Origin of the sequence: Paraplanobispora takensis (assembly GCF_016863195.1) — a bacterium.
Lineage (GTDB): Bacteria > Actinomycetota > Actinomycetes > Streptosporangiales > Streptosporangiaceae > Planobispora > Planobispora takensis.
Window position 1 is genome coordinate 97,965 of sequence record NZ_BOOK01000005.1, and the last position, 19,425, is coordinate 117,389.

The window sequence follows — 19,425 nt, forward strand, 5'->3', positions numbered from 1 at the left end:
GCCGGTCCGTCAGGGCGTCTTCGAGCGGATCCACCAGGGCGATCTGCGGGGATAGTTGCCGTCCTCCAGGTTGGCCAGGCGCTCGAAGACGTTCCAGGAGGCCTGGTTCCCGCAGATCAGCATCGAGACGAGCACCGCCACCACGTAGAGCGGGAGCATGAACACCCCGGCGCAGGCCACGTACTGCGAGGCGTGCCGGTCCTCGTGGCGGAGCAGGTGGCCGGTCAGGCGGCCCTCCTCGTGCCGGGTCAGCACCACGTTCCCGAGGGTGAAGGCCCCCGCCACCGGGAACGGGATGCGGTAGCCGTACGCCAGCAGCAGGCCGTCGGGCCCGGGGGTCACCCGCGCGCGGCCCAGGCGCGCCACCAGCAGCCCCAGAGGCGTGGAGAGGTTCACGTAGTTGACGACCCGCCGCACCCGATGCCACCGCCGCATATCGGTGATTGTCCGCTATTCGGCCAGCCGGCGGTAGCGACCTTCGTGATACAGCAGGGGGGAGCCGTCGGCCGGGGTCGTCACCGTGACCACCTCGCCGACCACGATGGAGTGGTCGCCGCCGTCGTGGACCGCGGCGGTGCGGCACTCGAGGGTGGCCAGGGCCTCGTCGAACAGCGCGACGCCGAGCCGGCCGTGGTGGTGCGGGTGCGCGTCGAGCTGGCCGGCGAGCGGGCGGCCGCGGTGGGCGAAGAAGCGGGAGACGTCCTCGGCGGAGTCCGGCAGGATCGACACGCCCCACACCCCGGCCGAGAGCACCGCGTCGTGGAAGCGGGCGATCTTCTCCACGCAGAACAGCGCGAGCAGCGGATCGAGGGAGACCGAGGCCAGGGAGTTGATCGTCATCGCGTAGTCGGCGTCGTCGCGGCGGGTGGTGACGACGGCGACACCGGTCGCGAACCGGCCTACCGCCCTGCGGTAGGAGTCCCGATCCGCCCGATCATCTGTCTGCACGCAGGCCACCTTATGCAATCAGGACGGATCGGGCCTGACCGGGGCGGGGCCGTACGGATGCGGGGTGAGCAGCCAGGACCCGCCGCCCCTCGACGGGACGAGCAGGACGCCCGCCATGACGGCGAACACGCCCCCGTACAGGTAGACGTAGCCCGACAGGTCGTTGGCCACCACCAGGTCGCCCTCGGCGCGCTCGCCCAGCCAGAGCATCGTGACCAGGATCCAGCCCACCGCGGGCGCCAGGGCGGCGGCCTTGCCGCCGATCCCCCGGCCGGCGCCGTAGCAGACCGCGAACAGCGCCACGACCCAGGCGATGGCCGCGACCGGGACGGGCCGCAGGTACCACGAGTGGTGGAACCCGCCCAGCACGCCCAGGAGAAGACCGGGCACGGTGAGCGCGGCGTACGTCGCCACGGCGGCCGCACCCCTCCACGACGGCCTCGTGCCCGCCGGGACCTGCTCCATCACAACCATCGAGGCTATCCGATGCCCGCGAAGAGATCGTTCTCGCGGTCGTACGGCTCGCCGATCCCGCCCGCCTCGACCGGCGCGCCCGGCCCGGCCGGGCCCGGGACGCCGGCGCGCAGGATGAAGTGCTCGACCCCGAGCGCCTCCTGGCCGATCCCGTTGGACAGGGCGAACCAGGGCGCGTCCACGCTGATCTGGGTGGCGTGCGCGCGCATCGCCTCCAGCTTGGCGCCGACGTACGCGCGGGCGTCGATCTCGGTGGTGACGTCCCGGTCGGCGCAGCCGAACGGCAGGTCGTCCACGGACTCCTCCGGGAGGAAGCCGATGCCCGCCTCGCGCATCGCCTCGGCGGAGCGCCGCATGACCGAGCGGGGCAGGGCGGTGAGATAGAACTTGGCGATCCGCCACGGCTCGCCCTCGCCGAAGCCCGGGTCGGCCGCCAGGTCGAAGGCCCGCAGGGAGACGCGGTGGGCCTGGATGTGGTCGGGGTGGCCGTAGAAGCCGTTCTCGTCGTAGGTGACCAGGACCTGGGGCCGTACCTCGCGGATCACCTTGACCAGCTCGCCGGCCGCCTCGTCCTGGTCCGCCTGCCAGAAGGCGTTCGCGCGGTGGTTGGAGGCCACGCCCATCATCCCGGAGTCGCGCCAGCGGCCGGGGGCGCCCAGGAAGCGGTGGTCGGTGACGCCCAGCGCCTTGCAGGCCGCGGCGAGCTCGCCGATGCGGTGTCCGCCCAGGGTGTCGTCGCGGTCGGCGGCCAGGCGGGCCAGCTCGGGCGGGATGACCTCGCCCTCCTCGCCGAGGGTGCAGGTGACGAGGGTGACGTGGGCGCCCTCGGCGGCGTACTTGGCCATGGTGGCCCCGGTGCCGATCGTCTCGTCGTCGGGGTGGGCGTGCACGAGCAGCAGGCGCCGGTCATTCATGCCCTGAGCGTATCGGGGACCGGAGGCGGCGGATCCGCCGGGCGGCTCCGGCCTCCCCCGCCCCCGCCATGACAGGCGTCACGCGGGCACCGGCCCCCGCCGGGCGCGCACGCGCTGCGCGCCTGGGATGCCCGGCGAAGCTGGCAGGATGGGCGGTATGAGTGAGAGCTTTCCTCGTCTGCACGCCAGGACCCGCCGTTTCAGCCTCGGTGTGCCGCGCGGCTTCACCGTCGCGCCCGACGGCTCGCGGGTCGTCTTCCTGCGGACGAAGAGCGGCTCCGACCCCGTCACCTGCCTGTGGGAGTTCGACGTCGCCGCCGGCACCGAACGGCTGATCGTCGACCCCCGCACGCTGGACGCCGACGACAGGGACCTCCCTCCCGAGGAGCGCGCCCGCCGCGAGCGCAGCCGTGAGCAGGCCGGCGGCATCGTCGGCTACGGCACCGACACCGCGGTGACCACGGCCGCCTTCGCCCTCGCCGGCGGCCTCTACGTCGCAGACCTGCGCAGCGGGGGCGTGCGCCGCCTGCCGACCCCCGGCCCCGTGATCGATCCGCGCCTGTCCCCCACCGGCGGCCACGTCGGCTACGTGACCGGCGGCGCCTTCCACGTCCAGGACCTGGAGCAGGGGACGGACCACGCGCTGGCCCGCCCCGAGGGGCCCGAGGTGACCTACGGCCTGGCGGAGTTCGTCGCGGCCGAGGAGATGGACCGCATGCGGGGCTTCTGGTGGTCGCCCGCCGGTGACGCGGTGCTGGTCGAGCGCGCCGACGAGTCGCCGGTGCACAAGTGGTTCATCGCCGACCCGGCCAACCCCTCCCGCCCGGCCGTCGAGCAGCGCTATCCCGCCGCGGGCACGCCGAACGCCGAGGTCGAGCTCTTCGTCCTCGGCCTGGACGGCTCACGCGTCCGGGTCCCCTTCACCGACGAATACCTCGTCACGGCCGCCTGGGACGCCCACGATCTGGTGATCGTCACCATGTCCCGCGACCAGCGGTCGATGAGCGTGTTCTCGGTGGACCCCGTGACCGGGGCCACGACCCTCCTGCGCCGTGACACCGACGACGCCTGGGTGGAGATCGTCACCGGCGTGCCCGGGCACCTCTCCGACGGCACCCTCGTCTGGGTCGCCGACTCCGACGGCGGGCGGCGGCTGGTCATCGGCGACGCGCCGGCCACGCCCCCCACCCTCCAGGTCCGGCAGGTCCTCGACGTCGAGGGCGACACCGTGCTCTTCCGGGCCAGCGGCGGCGACCCCGCCGAGATCGCCGTGTGGGCCTACCGCGACGGCCGGATCACCCTGGTCAGCCCCTCCGAGGCCGGCGTCTACAGCGGGCACCTGGCGGGCGGCACCCTGGTGATCACCGGCCACACGCTCGACAGCGAGGGCCCGGTGACCCAGGTCCTCCACCACCACAAGCCGCGCGGCCACATCACCTCCCACATCGAGCGGCACGGCCTGGACCTGCGGGTCTCCCTCATCAGGACCGGCGAGCGCGAGCTGTCCACCGCCGTGATCCTGCCCGCGGGGCACGTGCCCGGGTCCGCGAGGCTGCCGGTCCTGATGGACCCGTACGGCGGGCCGCACGCCCAGCGCGTCCTGTCCGCCTCCGGGTCCTACCTCACCAGCCAGTGGTTCGCCGACCAGGGCTTCGCCGTGGTCGTGGCCGACGGCCGGGGCACCCCGGGCCGCGGTCCCGCCTTCGAGCGGGCCATCCTGCACGACCTGGCCGGGCCGGTCCTCCAGGACCAGGTGGACGCCCTGCACGGGGCCGCCGCCCAGTATCCCGACGACCTCGACCTGTCCAGGGTCGGGATCCGCGGCTGGTCCTTCGGCGGCTTCCTGTCGGCCCTGGCCGTGATGCGCCGCCCCGACGTGTTCCACGCGGCCGTCGCCGGGGCGCCGGTGACCGACTGGAGTCTCTACGACACCTGCTACACCGAGCGCTATCTCGGCCACCCGGAGGAGGGCCACTACGACGCCTCGTCCCTGTTCGGCGACGCCGGCAAGCTCGACCGCCCGCTCCTGCTGATCCACGGCCTGGCCGACGACAACGTGGTCGCCGCGCACACGCTGCGGCTGTCCTCCGCGCTGCTGGCGGCGGGCCGCCAGCACAGCGTGCTGCCGCTGTCGGGGGTCACCCACATGACCCCGCAGGAGGTCGTGGCCGAGAACCTGCTCCTGCTCCAGGTGGAGTTCCTCAAGAAGGCCCTCGGCGTGGGGTGACCCCGGCGCCCGCCGGTCAGCGGCGGGCGCCGGAGGAGGCCCCCTCGGGGGCGCCGTGCCAGCTGCTCCACAGGGCGGCGTAGGACCCTCCGGCGGCGACGAGCTCCTCGTGGGAGCCCAGCTCGCTGATCCGGCCGTCCTCGATCACCGCGACCCGGTCGGCGTCGTGCGCCGTGTAGAGGCGGTGCGCGATGGCGATCACCGTACGGCCGTCGAGGACCGCCGCCAGCGACCGTTCCAGGTCGCGGGCCGCCCTGGGGTCGATCAGCGAGGTGGCCTCGTCCAGGACGAGGGTGTGCGGGTCGGCCAGGACCAGGCGCGCGAGCGCGAGCTGCTGCGCCTGGGCCGGCGAGAGCCGCTCGCCGCCCGAGCCCACCACGGTGTCCAGCCCGGCGGGCAGGGCCTGGACCCACTCCCAGGCGTCGACGGCCTCCAGGCACGCGCGGACGCGCCCGTCGCCCGCGTCGGGGCGGGCGATCAGCACGTTGTCGCGCAGCGTGCCGCGGAACACGTGGTGCTCCTGGGTGACCAGGGCGACGTGGCCGCGCAGGTCGTCCAGCGGCAGCCCGACGAGCGGGGTGCCGCCGACCGTGACCGCGCCCTCGCGCGGGCCGTGGATGCCCGCCAGCAGGCGGCCGAGCGTGGACTTGCCCGCGCCGGACGGGCCGACCATGGCCAGCCGCTCCCCCGGCCGGACCGTCAGGTCGATGCCGTGCAGCACGTCGTGGCCCCGGCGGTAGGCGTAGCGCACGCCGTCGGCCCGCAGCTCCTCGCCGTCGGGGACGCCGGAGCCCGCCTCACGGTCGTCGGGCACCTCGGCCACGCCCAGCAGGCGGGCCATGGAGGCCCCGCCGACCTGGAGCTCGTCGATCCACATGAGCAGCCGGTCGATCGGGTCGGCGAGCTGCTGGACGTAGAGCACGACCATCGTGACCTGGGCCAGCGAGACCCATCCCTCGATGTAGAGCGTGCCGCCGACGACCAGCGTGACGGCGATGGGGATCACGTAGCTGAAGTCCACCGCCGGGAACCAGACCGTGCGCAGGCCGAGCGTGTAGCGCTCGGCCGCCCAGGAGCGGGCGATGTCGGTGTCGGTGCGCCGGTGGCGGCGCTCCTGCAGGCCCAGCGCCTCGACCGTGCGGGCGCCGTTGACCGTCTCGGCCAGGCCGTCGGTCATGTCGGCGTACGCGGCGCTCTCGCGGAGGTAGCCGTCCCTGGCCCGCTTGAGGTACCACCGGGTGGTGAACCACAGCAGCGGGACCGACGAGAGCGCGAGCAGCGTCAGCAGCGGGCCCGCCAGCAGGAGCGCGCCGACGCTGATCGTGATGGTGACCAGCGCGATCAGCGTCTCGGGCACGGCGTACCGCACGGTTCGCGACAGCGCGTCCACGTCCCGCGAGGTCCGGCTGATCAGGTCGCCGGACCCGGCGCGCTCGACCGTGGACAACGGCAGGCCGAGCACCCGGCCGACGAACTCCTCGCGCAGCTCGGCGAGGACCTTCTCGCCCAGCCGGGAGGAGGTCAGGACGGCGAACCTGACCAGCAGGGCCTGGACGGTCAGGAACCCCGCGACGGCCAGCGCGATCGCCGTGACGTCGACCTCCGCGCCCTTCTCGATGTCCCCGACGAGACCGCCCAGCAGCCACGGCACCGCCAGGCCCGCGACGGCGGCCAGGCCGTGCAGGGTCAGCGTCGCCGTCAGCTCCCGCGGATACTTCAGCGTGAGCCGCCGGGCGTAGGCCCGGACCTGTGCCTGGTCGGCGACCGGCAGGATCTCCCTGCTCATCCGGTTCAGCCCTCCTCTCGGGTGACGGTGGCGGCGTAGGCGGGCGCGGTGGCCAGCAGCTCGCGGTGGGTGCCCTGGGCCTGCACGACGCCCTCCTCTACGTAGATCACATGGTCGGCCCGGTCGAGCACCAGCGGGCTGGTGGTGCAGACCAGCGTGGTCCGGCCGGACCGGGCCTTGGTCAGCCGGTCGGCGATGCGGGCCTCGCTGTGGGCGTCGACGGCGCTGGTGGGTTCGACCAGGATGAGCACCTCCGGATCGGCCGTCAGGGCGCGGACGAGCCGGAGCCGCTGCTGCTGGCCGCCGGAGAACTCCCGGCCCGCCTCGGCGACCTCGCTGTCCAGGCCGTCCGGGAGGGCGTCGATGATGTCCTCGGCGCACGCGGCGTGCAGCGCGGCGGCGAGGTCCTCCTCCGACGCCGTCCCGGTGGTGTCCAGCTCCTGCCGGAGACTCCCGGCGAACAGAGCGGCGCCGTTGTCGGCCACCAGGATCCGGCGGCGGACCTCGGCCAGCGGCAGCGTGTCCAGCGGCACGTCGCCGAAGTCCACGTCGCCGCCGGTGTAGCGGCCGAGCCGGTCGGCGATCGCGATGGACTCCTCGGGGGTGGCCGCCGCGACGGCGGTGAAGATCCCGGGACGGATCGCGACCCCGGAGGCCACGTCACGCAGCAGGCCCCCCGGGTGGGCGGCGCCGGAGTGACCGGTCCCGCCGGTCACCTCGGGCTCCAGGTTCAGGATCCGCACCACCCGGCCGGCGGCGACGTGGCCCTTGGCCAGCTTGTCGGCCGCCTCGGTGAGGGTCCGCATCGGGGCGATCAGGAAGACGGCGGCGCCGTAGAAGGCGACGAGGTCACCGGGGGTCATCTCGTCCCGGATGGCGAAGGTCGCGCCCAGCCAGGTCACTCCGGCGATCAGCAGGCCGGGGAGCAGGATCTGCGCGCCCTCCAGCATCGACTGGACCGAGGCCACCCGCACGCCCGCATGCCGTACCTGCTGCGACTCCGCGGCGTAGCGGTCGGCGAAGACCTGCTCGCCGCCGACGCCGCGCAGCACCCGGAGACCGGCGACGATGTCGGCGGCCCGGGTGGACAGCTCGCCCTGCAGGTCGCGGTGCGCGTGCTGGCGCCGGTGGAGCGGGCGCAGCAACGGCGCGACGGCGACCGTCATGATCGGCACGCCGACCAGGACCGTCAGGCCCAGCGGCACGGAGGTCCTGATCAGGACGACGGTCACCGTGACGATGGCGAAGATCGAACCGGTGGCGCGGAGCAGGATGTCGATCGCGTTGCCGATGTGCGCGATGTCGGAGTTGCCGACGCTGACCACCTCGCCGGTGGACACGCGCCTGGGCAGCGTCGCGCCCAGCCGGGTCGCCTGCCTGACGGTGACCTGGACGGTCCGGTAGGCGGCGCTCAGCCAGTTGAAGACGGCCATCCGGTGCCGCATGGTGCCCGCCACCACCTGCACGACGCCCAGGCCGAGCACCACCGCGCCGCAGGTCAGCAGCGCCGAGGTGTCCTTGGCCCGGATGGCGTCGATCCCCGCGCCGACCGCGATGGGCACCAGCGCCAGCGCGATCCACCACACGATGGCGTAGGCGATGCCGACGGTCAGGGCACCCGCCTGGCGGCGGGCGACCCAGTACAGGTAGCGGATCGGCGAACGGGCGTCGGGGATGCCGGGATCATCGGCTGGCAAGGAGCGCATAACCGTTACAGGCTGGCAAGATCCGCCCCGGCCGGGCAAACCATTTTCCCTTGACCGTCAACCATTGTTGACACGACGGCGTTGTCAACGTAAATTGACACCATGAGCGATACGGCACAACTGGCCTCCGACGCCGGCAGCCGCGATCCCTCCGTCGGCCTGCGGGCCGTACGGGCCCTGCGGATGCTGGTCGAGCGGCTGGAGGCCCTCCAGGTGGAGAACGCGCGCGCGCAGGGATGGTCCTGGCAGGAGATCGCCCACTGCCTGGAGGTGTCCCGGCAGGCGGTGCACAAGAAGTACGCGGGGGGCCGGGGGCTCCTGAGAAGGGAGAAGTGACCATGTTCGAGCGCTTCCGGCAAGAGGCCCGCCAGGCGGTCGTCCTCGCCCAGGAGAACGCCCGGCAGCTCAAGCACCACTACATCGGCACCGAGCACATCCTGCTGGGCCTGCTCGCCCAGCCGCAGAGCCTGTCGGCCCGGGTGCTGGACCGGCACGGCATCGACCACGCCCGCGCCGTGCAGGCCGTCGCCACACTCGTGCCGCCCCAGGGCGGCGACATCGACGCCGAGGCCCTGGAGGCGATCGGCATCGACCTGTCGGCCATCAGGGAGAAGGTCGAGGCGGCCTTCGGCCCCGGCGCCCTGGACCGCCCCCCGCGCCCCGGCCGCAAGGGCCGCCCCTTCGGCGGCCGCCACATCCCCTTCACCCCGCGGGCCAAGAAGACCCTGGAGCTGTCCCTGCGCGAGGCGATCCACCTGAGGCACAACCACATCGCCGACGGCCACGTCCTGCTCGGCGTCCTGCGCGAGGGCGAGGGCCTCGGCGCCCGCATCCTCGCCGAGGCCGACATCGACTTCGCGACCCTCCGCCGGGAGATCGTCACCGAACTCGGCTGACACCGTCTCGCCCCGCAGCGGGACGGCGGCCGTTCCCTGACGTGCGGTCCGGCGGGGCGTACGGCGCGCGGGACGATGGGCGGGAAAAGGGATTGAATCTCCAGCCACTGGAGGGTTGAGGCTCGTCTCGTGAACGACCGCACCGAGCTGTTCACCATCGGGCAGCTCTCCGACCGCACCGGCCTGTCGGTGCGCACCATCCGTTTCTGGTCCGACACCGGACTCCTGCCGCCGACACGCCGCTCCGCCGGCGGGCACCGGCTCTACGACGCCGAGGCGGTGGCCCGCCTGGACCTGGTCCGGACCCTGCGCGAGCTGGGGCTGGGCCTCGACACGGTCCAGCGGGTGCTGTGCGGGCAGGCCACGGTGACCGACGTCGCCAGGACGCACGCGGACGCCCTGGACGCGGAGATCCGCGTCCTGCGGCTGCGCCGTGCGGTGCTGCGGTCGATCGCCCAGCGTGGGAGCACGACCGAGGAGATCGGCATCATGCACGAGATGGCCCGGCTGTCCGCACAGGAGCGGCAGCGCCTCATCGACGACTTCGTCGACCGCGCCTTCGAGGGCGTCGCCCCCGGCGCGCCGGGAGCCCACATCGCGGAGGCGATGCGGAGACTCCCCGCCGAACTGCCCGACGAACCCGCCCCCGAGCAGGTGGACGCCTGGATCGAGCTCACCGGCCTGGTCGCCGACGAGGGCTTCCGGCGGCGCGTGCGCCAGATAGTGGTGGCCGGCGCGCAGGCCGCGCAGGAGCAGCGGCAGCCGTACGACACCGCACTGATCATGGAGCACGCCGGAGGCGCCGTGGAGGCGGGCGTCGCCCCGGACAGCGCCGAGGGCGGGGCGATCCTGGAACGCATCCTCGCCCCGGGCACCCCGGCCGGGGAGCGCGCCCGGCTGGCCGAGGAGATCGAGACGTTCACCGACCGGCGGGTGGAGCGCTATTGGCAGCTGATGGGCATCCTCAACGGCTGCTCGCCGGTCCCGACCGCCACCCCCGCCTTCGAATGGTTCGCCGCCGCCCTGCGCGCCCACCCCTGAACCGGCGCGAACCCCCGGGAGGGCACGGCCCGCGGCGGATCAGGCCCCTCCGGGAGCGCGCAGGCCGTCGAAGACGACCTGGAAGGTACGGCTGCGCACGTCGGGGGGTGCGGCCTCGGTGGCCTTGGACATGCCGACCATCAGGGAGACGAGTTCGGGGACGCCGACGTCGGCGGCCGCGACCAGGGCGTCGGCCTCGTCGGCGAGGCGGCGCATGAGCTCGGTGAAGACGGCCTCGATCAGGGACTCCTTGGCCGGGAAGTGCCGGAAGACCGTGCCGATCCCCACACCCGCCCGGCGGGCCCGCCGACGCCGTGACGGCCGGAGAACATGCCGGCCGGAGAACATGCCGGCCGGGACCCGTGACCGGCCGGAAAAACGGGACCGCGGGTCGCACCTCCCCACGAAGGTACGGCCCGCGGTCCGGAAGCCATGTTCCCTTACCGGGTCACAACTTTCACATTCTTCACATCCGTGACTACTTCGAGGCCTTGAGATAGTCGCGGTTCATCTGGGCGATGGTGTCCAGCGGGATGCCCTTGGGGCAGACCGCCGTGCACTCGCCGGTGTTGGTGCAGCCGCCGAAGCCCTCGGCGTCCATCTGCTCGACCATGGCCTTGGCGCGGGAGGCGCGCTCGGGCTGGCCCTGGGGGAGCAGGGACAGGTGGGTGATCTTGGCGGCGGTGAAGAGGGAGGCCGAGCCGTTGGGGCAGGCGGCGACGCAGGCGCCGCAGCCGATGCAGGTGGCCGCGTCGAACGCCGCGTCGGCGTCGACCTTCTTCACCGGGACGCTGTGCGCGTCAGGGGCCGAACCGGCCGGGACGGAGATGAAGCCGCCCGCCTGGATGATCCGGTCGAACGCCGAGCGGTCCACGACCAGGTCCTTGACCACCGGGAACGGCGCGGCGCGCCACGGCTCGATGGTGATGACCGCGTTGTCCTCGAAGTGCCGCATGTGCAGCTGGCAGGTGGTGGTGGCCACCTGCTCGCCGTGCGCGACACCGTTGATGACCATGCCGCACATGCCGCAGATGCCCTCGCGGCAGTCGTGGTCGAAGGCGATCGGGTCGTCGCCCTCCAGGATGAGCCGCTCGTTGAGCACGTCCAGCATCTCCAGGAAGGACATGTCCGGGGACACGTCCTCGACCCGGTAGGTGACCATCCGGCCCTTGTCCTGGGGGCCGTTCTGGCGCCAGACCTTGAGAGTGAGGTTCATACCCTTGGCTCGCTCGCTCACTTGTAGCTCCGCTGGCTCATCTTGACGTACTCGTAGTCCAGCGCTTCCTTGTGCAGGATCGGCCCCTGCTCGCCGTACTCCCAGGCCGCGACGTAGGCGAAGTTCTCGTCGTCGCGCAGGGCCTCGCCGTCGGCGTCCTGCGACTCGGCGCGGAAGTGGCCGCCGCACGACTCGGTGCGGTGCAGGGCGTCGATGCACATCAGCTCGGCCAGGTCGAAGAAGTCCGCGACCCGCCCGGCCCGCTCCAGCGCCTGGTTCAGCTCCTCGGCCTGGCCGGACACCTTCACGTTCCGCCAGAACTCCTCGCGGAGCTCGGGGATCCGCTCCAGGGCCTTGCGCAGCGACTCCTCGGTGCGCTCCATGCCGCAGTAGTCCCACATGATCCTGCCGAGCTCGCGGTGGTAGGAGTCGGCGGTGCGGGTGCCGTTCACCGAGAGCAGCTTCTCGATCTTGTTGCGGACCGCGATCTCGGCCTCGGCCACGGCCTCCTCGTCCACCTCCCCGTAGGGACCGTTCGCGAGATAGTCGCCGATCGTGGTCGGCAGCACGAAGTAGCCGTCGGCCAGGCCCTGCATCAGCGCGGAGGCGCCCAGGCGGTTGGCGCCGTGGTCGGAGAAGTTGGCCTCGCCGATCACGAACAGGCCGGGGATCGTGGACTGCAGGTCGTAGTCCACCCACAGGCCGCCCATCGTGTAGTGCACGGCCGGGTAGATGCGCATCGGCTGGGTGTAGGGGTCCTCGCCGGTGATGCGCTCGTACATCTCGAAGAGGTTGCCGTACTTCTTCTCCACCGCGTCCCGGCCGAGACGGCTGATCGCGTCGGCGAAGTCGAGGTAGACGCCCAGGCCGCCGGGGCCGACGCCGCGGCCCTCGTCGCAGACGTTCTTGGCGGCGCGGGAGGCGATGTCACGCGGGACCAGGTTGCCGAAGGCCGGGTAGATGCGCTCCAGGTAGTAGTCGCGCTCCTCCTCCGGGATCTCCGAGGCGGGACGGGTGTCGCCGGCCTTGACCGGCACCCAGACGCGGCCGTCGTTGCGCAGCGACTCCGACATCAGGGTCAGCTTGGACTGGTAGTCGCCGCTGACCGGGATGCAGGTCGGGTGGATCTGCGTGTAGCAGGGGTTGGCGAACATCGCGCCGCGCCGGTGCGCCCGCCAGATCGCCGTGGTGTTGCAGCCCTTGGCGTTGGTGGACAGGAAGAACACGTTGCCGTAGCCGCCGGTGGCCAGCACGACCGCGTCGGCGGTGTGCCGCTCGATCTCGCCGGTGACCATGTCGCGGACGATGACGCCGCGCGCCCGGCCGTCGCTCACGATCAGTTCGAGCATCTCGTGGCGGGTGTTCATCTTCACGGTCCCGGCCGCGATCTGCCGCTCCAGCGCCTGGTAGGCGCCGAGCAGCAGCTGCTGGCCCGTCTGGCCGCGGGCGTAGAAGGTACGGGAGACCTGGGCGCCGCCGAAGGAGCGGGTGTCGAGCAGGCCGCCGTACTCCCGGGCGAACGGCACGCCCTGGGCCACGGCCTGGTCGATGATGTTCACGCTGACCTGGGCCAGGCGGTAGACGTTCGACTCGCGGGCGCGGAAGTCGCCGCCCTTGACGGTGTCGTAGAACAGCCGGTAGATCGAGTCGCCGTCACCGCGGTAGTTCTTGGCCGCGTTGATGCCGCCCTGCGCGGCGATGGAGTGCGCGCGCCGGGGCGAGTCCTGATAGCAGAACGAGGTGACGTTGTAGCCCAGCTCGCCCAGGGTCGCGGCGGCCGAACCGCCCGCGAGACCGGTGCCGACCACGATGACGTGCAGCTTGCGCTTGTTGGCCGGGTTGACCAGCTTGGCGCCGAACTTCCGCTTCTCCCAGCGGTCCTCGATCGGGCCCTCGGGAGCCTTGGCGTCCCGGATGGGCTCGCCCTCGGTGTACAGCTCGTTCACTTGATCACTCCGATCATGACCGCCACGGGGACCGTGAGGAAGCCCAGGACCAGCACCGCGGAGATCGCGGCGGCGGTGAGCTTCAGCGGGCGGTAGCTGCGGCCGCTCGCCAGGCCGAGGGTCTGGAAGGCGCTCCACAGGCCGTGGCGCAGGTGCAGGCCGACCATGATGACGGCGACCACGTAGAAGAGGGTGACCCACCAGCGCTCGGGGGCGAAGCCCGCCACCAGGCGCTCGTACGGCGTGCCGTCCCAGCCGGCCGGGTTGACCGTGCCGAAGGTCAGGTCGAGCAGGTGGTAGATCACGAACAGCAGGATGACGACGCCGCCGTAGCGCATGGTGTGGACGGCGTAGCCGTTCGCCTGGGACTTCCGCCTGGCCGCGTACTTGACCGGACGGGCCTTGCCCGCCCGGCGGGCCAGCGAGATCGCCGACCACATGTGCAGGACGATGCAGACGCCCAGCACGACCTCCACGAGGGTCAGCGCGACCCGGTAGGTGAGCAGCGGCTCGCCCATCGTGCGCAGGAAGCTCGCGTACTCGTTGAACGAGTCGGCGCCGAGGAACGCCTTGAGGTTGCCGACCATGTGGCCGACGAGGAAGAGCACCAGTACGGCGCCCGTGACGGCCATCACGGCCTTCCTCCCGTTGGAGGATCCCAGGAACCCGCCGCGACGCCCGCGCGTTGTCGGCCTGGTGCTCCCCGGGGGAGTCGCTTGCTTCGCGGGGGTCGGCGTGGGGGGCTCAACCGGCGCGGTGGAACTTCCGCGCTCAATCATGGCAGTCACGACCCCGAAGGTAGGAAAAGGACTTTAGTCCCGTCCAAGTCATCGTGGATGTGGTTTCCATAGCCTGCAGCTATGGCTTCTGTTTACGCACCTCTTACATCCCCTGGTCAACGAAGTAAGTGCGACTAAACTCACAGTGTCTACGGCCGTGCTGAGCCCGGCGGCTCGGGGCGGCCGGGGACGGAAGTCGGGACGTCCGTACGCTAGGGAAACGTGCAGCTCCAGCAACTGGCCTACTTCGTCGCGGTCGCCGAGACCCGGCACTTCACCCAGGCCGCCGAGCGGATGCGCGTCGCCCAGCCGTCGCTGAGCAAGCAGATCAAGACCCTGGAGGCCGAGCTCGGCGCGCCGCTGTTCAGCCGTGCCCGGGGGAACGTCACCCTCACCCCGGCCGGGGAGGCCCTGCTGCCGCTGGCCCGCCGCATGCTGGCCGACGCCGACACCGCCCGGCGGGAGGTCGCGGAGCTGGCGGGGCTGCGGCGGGGGCGGGTACGGCTGGGCGCGACCCCCTCGCTCTGCGCGGGGCTGATGGCCGACGCCCTGGCCCGCTTCCACCGGGCCTACCCCGGCATCGAGCTGCTGGTGGAGGAGGGCGGCTCCCGCGACCTGGTCCGCGCCCTGGCCCGCGGCCAGCTCGACCTGGCGCTGATCATCATGCCGCTGCAGAGCGACGACCCCGCCCTGGTCACCGAGGAGATCCTGCGGGAGAACCTGGTCGTCGTCTCCCCCTCCTCCTCGCGGGTGCGCAAGCCGTACCTGCGCATCCAGGAGCTGCGCGGGCAGCCGATGGTGATGTTCCGGCGCGGTTACGACCTCCGGGAGGCCACGCTCGGCGCCTGCCGGCAGGCGGGGTTCGAGCCGCGTTTCGCGGTGGAGGGGGGCGAGATGGACGCCGTGCTGCGCTTCGTGGAGGCCGGGCTGGGCATCGCGCTGGTCCCCTCGATGGTCCTGGACGGACGCCCCGGCCTGACGGGGACCCCGCTGGCGCCTCCCGGTCTGCGGCGCACGATCGCCATCGCCCACCGCAAGGACGTCGAGCCGACCCGGGCCGCGCAGGCCTTCCGCGCCACTCTGCTGTTCTTCCTGGCCGAGGCCGCCCACGAGGGCAGCCTGCCCGAAGGGGTGGAACTGCTGCCCGGCGGCCAGGCGGGGCGGCCGTAGTCCTTCACCGGACCGAAACCGATCGCCTATCCGCGACACGGGATCCGGCCCACTATTCTCGTAAGGTCGAACATGTGTCCCCCGAACCCGAAGAGGCGTCGTGACCGCCCCTCCCGACGAAACGCTCACCCTCCTCCTCATTGAGGATGATGCGGGCGACGCCTTCCTTGTGGAGGAGCTGCTCAGTGAGGCGGAGAACCCGCCGAAGATCATTTGGGTTCGCAGCCTGGCCGAGAGCCGGGTACGGCTGACCGACGAGGTCCGATGCGTCCTCGTCGACCTCTCGCTCCCCGACGCCTCCGGCCTGGAGGCCCTGCAACAGGTGCTGACGATGGCACCGGAGGCGGCAGTGCTGGTGCTCACCGGCCTGAACGACTCGTACGTGGGCGTCGAGGCGGTCTCCGCCGGGGCCCAGGACTTCCTGATCAAGCAGGACATAGACGCCCGGCTCCTGATCCGGGCCGTCCGCTACGCCATGGAGCGCAAGCGCGCCGACCTGGCCCACCTGAAGCTGGTCGAGGCCGAGCTGACGACCAAGGAGAACTCCCGGCTGGAGCGCGGCCTGCTCCCGGTCCCCCTGCTGCAGGACGGACTCCTGGACCACGAGGCCCGCTACCTGCCCGGCCGCCAGCGCACGCTCCTGGCCGGGGACTTCTGGGACACCGTGCAGGGCCCCGACGGCGCCGTGCACGTGGTGGTCGGCGACGTCTGCGGGCACGGCCCCGACGAGGCCGCCCTCGGGGTGGCGCTGCGCATCGCCTGGCGGACCCTGGTCCTGGCCGGCCACACCGGCAACGACGTGCTGCGCACCCTCGACTCGGTGCTCCGGGTCGAGCGCAAGTCCGGGGAGATCTTCACCACCCTCTGCACGATGACCGTGGATCCGGGCCTGCGAAGCGCCCGCATGCACGTCGTCGGCCACCCGCCGCCGCTGCTGATCCGCGACGGCGTGATCGACGTGGTGCCCGGCACGCCCTCCGGGCCTCCCCTGGGCATCTTCCCCAACATCGACTGGACCCCCATCGACGTGCCGCTGGGCGATCGGTGGTCGGTCCTGCTCTACACCGACGGCCTGATCGAGGCGACCGTGGGCGGCGGCCCGGACCTGCTGGGCACCGAGGGCCTGCAGCGGCTGGTCCGCGAGCAGGGCGGGGTCAACCTCGACCGGCTCATCGAACGCGTCGTCGAGCTGAACGGCGACAGCCTCAGCGACGACCTGGCCACCGTGCTCATCTCACGGGGAAGCAGGGAATGAGCGGGCCCTCCCGGCTCCGTCCCCTGCCCCGCCCGGCGCCCGCCCAGGGAGTCGGCAGGCTGCCGGTCGGACGGTGGTTCCTGCTCGCCGGGTCGGCCGCGGCGCTGATGATCGCGGTCACCGCCGTGATCACGGTCAGCGTGATCAGCACGACCCGCGAGGCCCGCTCGGTCGTGGTCGACGTCGTCGACCCCGCCGCGCTGAGCGCGCTCGAACTCTCCGGCGCGCTGACCACCCAGGAGAGCGCGGCCCGGGCGTACGGCAGGACCGGCGATCGGCAGCACCTCGACGACTACCGGGAGGGGATCCGCCGGGAGGGCGCCGCGCTGGCCGTGATCGACGACCTCCTGCCCCGCATGCCCGAGCGGGACGGCGTGCGCGCCGAACTCGCCGCGATCAGGGGTGCCACGGCGAGCTGGCGCAGGGAGTACGGCGACGCCGTCGTGGCCGGCGGCCGGGCCGATCCCTCGCAGGAGGTGCTGAGGGACGCCCAGCAGGCCGGCAACGTGCGCTACGCCGCGGTCCGCGCCTCCCTGACGGCGCTGGAGGAGCACCTGAAACGGCTGCACTCGGCCGCGGGCGAGCAGCTGGAGCAGGGATGGCAGCGGGTCTACTTCGCCCTCGGCGGGATCGCCGCGGTGCTGATCCTGACGGGTCTCGGTTTCGCGTTCATCGTCCGCTACGCCGTACTGCGCCCGGTGGCCGAGCTCACCGGACAGGTCCGCGCGGTCGCCCAGGGCGATTTCGGGCACGCCCTGAAGGTGGAGCGTCCCGCCGAGCTCGCCGAGCTCGCCGGCCACGTGGACGCGATGCGCGGCCGCATCCTCTCGGAGTGGCAGCGGGCCAGTGAGGCGCAGGCCAAGCTCCAGGAGCAGGCGGCCGAGCTGCGGCGCTCGAACGCCGAGCTGGAGCAGTTCGCCTACGTGGCCAGCCACGACCTTCAGGAGCCGCTGCGCAAGGTGGCCAGCTTCAGCCAGATGCTGGAGCAGCGCTACGGCGACCAGCTCGACGACCGGGCCAAGCAGTACATCGGCTTCGCGGTGGACGGCGCCAAGCGCATGCAGTCGCTCATCAGCGACCTGCTCGACTTCTCCCGGGTGGGCAGGCTCGGCGGCGAGCGCGTCCCGGTCGACGGCGCCGTGCCGCTGAAGGAGGCGCTGAACAACCTGTCGGCCCGGATCGAGGAGACCGGGGCGACGGTGACCCACGACGAGCTGCCCCGGGTGCTCGGCAACCGCCCCCAGCTCACCCAGCTGTTCCAGAACCTGATCGGCAACGCGCTGAAGTTCCGCTCCGACCGGGCCCCGGTCGTGCACATCGGGGTGCGCCGCGACGGGGAGATGTGGGAGTTCTCCTGCTCCGACAACGGCATCGGCATCGACGGCAAGTACGCCGACCGGATCTTCCTGATCTTCCAGCGCCTGCACGGCCGCGACGTCTACCCCGGCACCGGGATCGGGCTCGCCCTGTGCAAGAAGATTGTCGAATATCACGGCGGGCACATCTGGCTGGACGCCGGCGCCGGCTCTTCCGACCTCACAGAAACCGATGAATCACCGAAAAGCGGGACAACTTTCCGCTGGACCCTTCCTTCCGGAGACACGAATGAATGACATGCGCTGGATCGACGTGCTCCTGGTCGAGGACGACCCGGGCGACGTCCTGCTGACCCGGGAGGCCTTCGAGCTCAACAAGGTCAAGAACAAGCTGCACGTCGTCAACGACGGTGAGCAGGCCATGGCGTTCCTGCGCAAGGAGGGCGACTACGCCGACGCGCCGACCCCCGACCTGATCCTGCTCGACCTCAACCTGCCCCGTAAGGACGGCCGCGAGGTGCTGCAGGACATCAAGGCCGACGACCAGCTGCGCCGGATCCCGGTGGTGGTGCTGACCACCTCCGAGGCCGAGGAGGACATCTTGCGCAGCTACAACCTGCACGCCAACGCCTACGTCTCCAAGCCGGTGGACTTCGACCAGTTCATCAGCGTGGTCCGCCGGATCGACGACTTCTTCGTGACGGTGGTGAAGCTGCCAAGTTCTATCTGACTTTTACGGGACCTCTCACTGTCTGACGTGACAGGAATCACACTCAGTCAGCGAAAATGTGAGTGACGCTTCTCACACAAGTGCTGGGCCGCGTCGTAACGTATCCCCCACCGATAGGCGTGCGCCCCTGTGAGCCGGCCTGGGCCCGCTCCGGCGTGCGGCACAACTGAAACGACCCGGACCCCTTGGCGAGCAGGGTCCGTGGGAGGTGGAGAGGTCCCCGATGACCCAGACAGCGGCCGACAGTCCGGCCCCGGCCAGAAGGCAGCGCGCGCAGCTCAAAGAGCGCACCCTGCGAACCGACCAGTGGTGGCGTTATCCACTGGTCACTTTCATCATTTTCACGGCGTTCCTCGTCTACGCCACGTGGGCGATCTTCGATAACGATTTCTTCGTCGCGCCGTACCACGCGCCCTTCGCCTCGCCGTGCCTGGCGGAGGCGGTCTGCCCCGAGGAGGCGCAGCTGTTCGGCTGGGCGCCGTTCGGCGACTGGTACACCTGGCCTCCGGGCCTGCTGATCCTCGGCCTGCCGGCGGGCTTCCGCTTCACCTGCTACTACTACCGCAAGGCCTACTACCGCGCCTTCTGGCTGTCGCCTCCGGCGTGCGCCGTCAACGAGCCGCACAGCAAGTACACCGGTGAGTCCCGTTTCCCGCTGATCCTGCAGAACATCCACCGCTACTTCTTCTACGCGGCGATCGTGGTCGGCCTGATCCTGGCCTACGACGCGGTGAAGGCGCTCATCGAGAAGCCGGCCGGGATCGGCACCTGGGTCCTGATCGGCAACGCGATCCTGATCAACCTGTACACGCTGTCGTGCCACTCCTGCCGGCACATCACCGCCGGGCGCCTGAACCACTTCTCCAAGCACCCGATCCGCTACCGCGCCTGGGGTTTCGTCTCCAAGCTCAACGCCAAGCACCAGGAACTGGCCCTGATCTCGATGTTCTCGGTCATGGGCGCCGACCTGTACGTACGGCTGGTCGCCAAGGGCGTCATCTCCTTCCCGTTCGCATAAGGA

At 71.6% G+C, this 19,425-nt stretch carries 19 protein-coding genes and 1 pseudogene; 10 read left to right on the forward strand and 10 right to left on the reverse strand.

The window, feature by feature from the left end; all coding sequences use genetic code 11:
- Positions 1 to 9: 9 nt before the first annotated feature.
- Genes Pta02_RS04755 through mshB form a run of 4 tightly spaced genes read right to left on the reverse strand, consistent with a single transcriptional unit; the run spans position 10 to position 2,336 of the window.
- Positions 10 to 435: a hypothetical protein gene (locus Pta02_RS04755; RefSeq protein ID WP_203873420.1), complete on the reverse strand. Its 426-nt coding sequence runs from the start codon at positions 433 to 435 to the stop codon at positions 10 to 12.
- Between the two features lie 15 nt (positions 436 to 450).
- Positions 451 to 948, reverse strand: coding sequence for a flavin reductase family protein (locus Pta02_RS04760; RefSeq protein WP_239129580.1), 498 nt, complete (start codon positions 946 to 948; stop codon positions 451 to 453).
- An 18-nt stretch (positions 949 to 966) separates the two neighbouring features.
- Positions 967 to 1,422 (reverse strand): DUF6113 family protein, encoded by a 456-nt coding sequence (locus Pta02_RS04765; protein ID WP_203873422.1) that lies wholly within the window; start codon positions 1,420 to 1,422, stop codon positions 967 to 969.
- 5 nt (positions 1,423 to 1,427) lie between these two features.
- Positions 1,428 to 2,336 (reverse strand): N-acetyl-1-D-myo-inositol-2-amino-2-deoxy-alpha-D-glucopyranoside deacetylase, encoded by a 909-nt coding sequence (gene mshB, locus Pta02_RS04770; protein WP_203873423.1) that lies wholly within the window; start codon positions 2,334 to 2,336, stop codon positions 1,428 to 1,430.
- A 157-nt stretch (positions 2,337 to 2,493) separates the two neighbouring features.
- Between mshB and Pta02_RS04775 the strand changes: the two genes are divergently transcribed.
- Entirely contained in the window at positions 2,494 to 4,563 is a 2,070-nt protein-coding gene (locus Pta02_RS04775; RefSeq protein WP_203873424.1) for a S9 family peptidase, read from the forward strand.
- A 16-nt stretch (positions 4,564 to 4,579) separates the two neighbouring features.
- Here the strand turns inward: Pta02_RS04775 and Pta02_RS04780 are convergent, their stop codons facing one another.
- Positions 4,580 to 6,349 carry an ABC transporter ATP-binding protein gene (locus tag Pta02_RS04780; protein WP_203873425.1) on the reverse strand — a complete coding sequence of 590 codons (1,770 nt, stop codon included), beginning with the start codon at positions 6,347 to 6,349 and terminating at the stop codon, positions 4,580 to 4,582.
- Between the two features lie 5 nt (positions 6,350 to 6,354).
- Positions 6,355 to 8,055: an ABC transporter transmembrane domain-containing protein gene (locus Pta02_RS04785; RefSeq protein ID WP_203873426.1), complete on the reverse strand. Its 1,701-nt coding sequence runs from the start codon at positions 8,053 to 8,055 to the stop codon at positions 6,355 to 6,357.
- A 102-nt stretch (positions 8,056 to 8,157) separates the two neighbouring features.
- Between Pta02_RS04785 and Pta02_RS04790 the strand changes: the two genes are divergently transcribed.
- From Pta02_RS04790 to Pta02_RS04800, 4 genes and pseudogenes are all read left to right on the forward strand, one after another.
- Positions 8,158 to 8,391 carry an RNA polymerase subunit sigma-70 gene (locus tag Pta02_RS04790; protein WP_203873427.1) on the forward strand — a complete coding sequence of 78 codons (234 nt, stop codon included), beginning with the start codon at positions 8,158 to 8,160 and terminating at the stop codon, positions 8,389 to 8,391.
- A gap of 2 nt (positions 8,392 to 8,393) precedes the next feature.
- Positions 8,394 to 8,582, forward strand: a pseudogene (locus Pta02_RS42435) (Clp protease N-terminal domain-containing protein); the annotation flags it as partial.
- Between the two features lie 9 nt (positions 8,583 to 8,591).
- The gene (locus tag Pta02_RS42440; protein WP_444980744.1) at positions 8,592 to 8,951 is read left to right on the forward strand and encodes a Clp protease N-terminal domain-containing protein; all 360 of its coding nucleotides are present in this window, start codon (positions 8,592 to 8,594) and stop codon (positions 8,949 to 8,951) included.
- Between the two features lie 129 nt (positions 8,952 to 9,080).
- Positions 9,081 to 9,992 carry a helix-turn-helix domain-containing protein gene (locus Pta02_RS04800; RefSeq protein ID WP_203873429.1) on the forward strand — a complete coding sequence of 304 codons (912 nt, stop codon included), beginning with the start codon at positions 9,081 to 9,083 and terminating at the stop codon, positions 9,990 to 9,992.
- Between the two features lie 39 nt (positions 9,993 to 10,031).
- Here Pta02_RS04800 and Pta02_RS04805 read toward each other — a convergent pair whose 3' ends face one another.
- The 4 genes from Pta02_RS04805 to Pta02_RS04820 all read right to left on the reverse strand — a co-directional run bounded on the left by Pta02_RS04805 (position 10,032) and on the right by Pta02_RS04820 (position 13,933).
- The gene (locus Pta02_RS04805; RefSeq protein WP_203873430.1) at positions 10,032 to 10,340 is read right to left on the reverse strand and encodes an SbtR family transcriptional regulator; all 309 of its coding nucleotides are present in this window, start codon (positions 10,338 to 10,340) and stop codon (positions 10,032 to 10,034) included.
- Between the two features lie 130 nt (positions 10,341 to 10,470).
- Positions 10,471 to 11,208, reverse strand: a complete 738-nt coding sequence (locus Pta02_RS04810) for a succinate dehydrogenase/fumarate reductase iron-sulfur subunit (RefSeq protein WP_203873600.1) — start codon at positions 11,206 to 11,208, stop codon at positions 10,471 to 10,473.
- Positions 11,209 to 11,225: 17 nt separating this feature from the next.
- Positions 11,226 to 13,154, reverse strand: a complete 1,929-nt coding sequence (locus Pta02_RS04815; protein ID WP_203873431.1) for a fumarate reductase/succinate dehydrogenase flavoprotein subunit — start codon at positions 13,152 to 13,154, stop codon at positions 11,226 to 11,228.
- Entirely contained in the window at positions 13,151 to 13,933 is a 783-nt protein-coding gene (locus tag Pta02_RS04820) for a succinate dehydrogenase cytochrome b subunit (protein ID WP_203873601.1), read from the reverse strand. The genes Pta02_RS04815 and Pta02_RS04820 overlap by 4 nt, the downstream gene beginning before the upstream one ends.
- Before the next feature lie 222 nt (positions 13,934 to 14,155).
- On the opposite strand from Pta02_RS04820, the gene Pta02_RS04825 reads away from it, so the two are divergent.
- The 5 genes from Pta02_RS04825 (at position 14,156) to sdhC (ending at position 19,422) form a co-directional block, all read left to right on the forward strand.
- The gene (locus Pta02_RS04825) at positions 14,156 to 15,103 is read left to right on the forward strand and encodes a LysR family transcriptional regulator (protein WP_203873432.1); all 948 of its coding nucleotides are present in this window, start codon (positions 14,156 to 14,158) and stop codon (positions 15,101 to 15,103) included.
- Positions 15,104 to 15,203: 100 nt separating this feature from the next.
- Positions 15,204 to 16,358 carry a PP2C family protein-serine/threonine phosphatase gene (locus tag Pta02_RS04830; RefSeq protein ID WP_203873433.1) on the forward strand — a complete coding sequence of 385 codons (1,155 nt, stop codon included), beginning with the start codon at positions 15,204 to 15,206 and terminating at the stop codon, positions 16,356 to 16,358.
- Positions 16,355 to 17,971: a sensor histidine kinase gene (locus Pta02_RS04835; protein ID WP_203873434.1), complete on the forward strand. Its 1,617-nt coding sequence runs from the start codon at positions 16,355 to 16,357 to the stop codon at positions 17,969 to 17,971. The genes Pta02_RS04830 and Pta02_RS04835 overlap by 4 nt, the downstream gene beginning before the upstream one ends.
- The gene (locus Pta02_RS04840; RefSeq protein ID WP_203873435.1) at positions 17,964 to 18,404 is read left to right on the forward strand and encodes a response regulator; all 441 of its coding nucleotides are present in this window, start codon (positions 17,964 to 17,966) and stop codon (positions 18,402 to 18,404) included. The genes Pta02_RS04835 and Pta02_RS04840 overlap by 8 nt, the downstream gene beginning before the upstream one ends.
- 223 nt (positions 18,405 to 18,627) lie before the next feature.
- The gene (gene sdhC / locus Pta02_RS04845; protein WP_203873436.1) at positions 18,628 to 19,422 is read left to right on the forward strand and encodes a succinate dehydrogenase subunit SdhC; all 795 of its coding nucleotides are present in this window, start codon (positions 18,628 to 18,630) and stop codon (positions 19,420 to 19,422) included.
- The last annotated feature ends 3 nt before the right edge of the window (positions 19,423 to 19,425 follow it).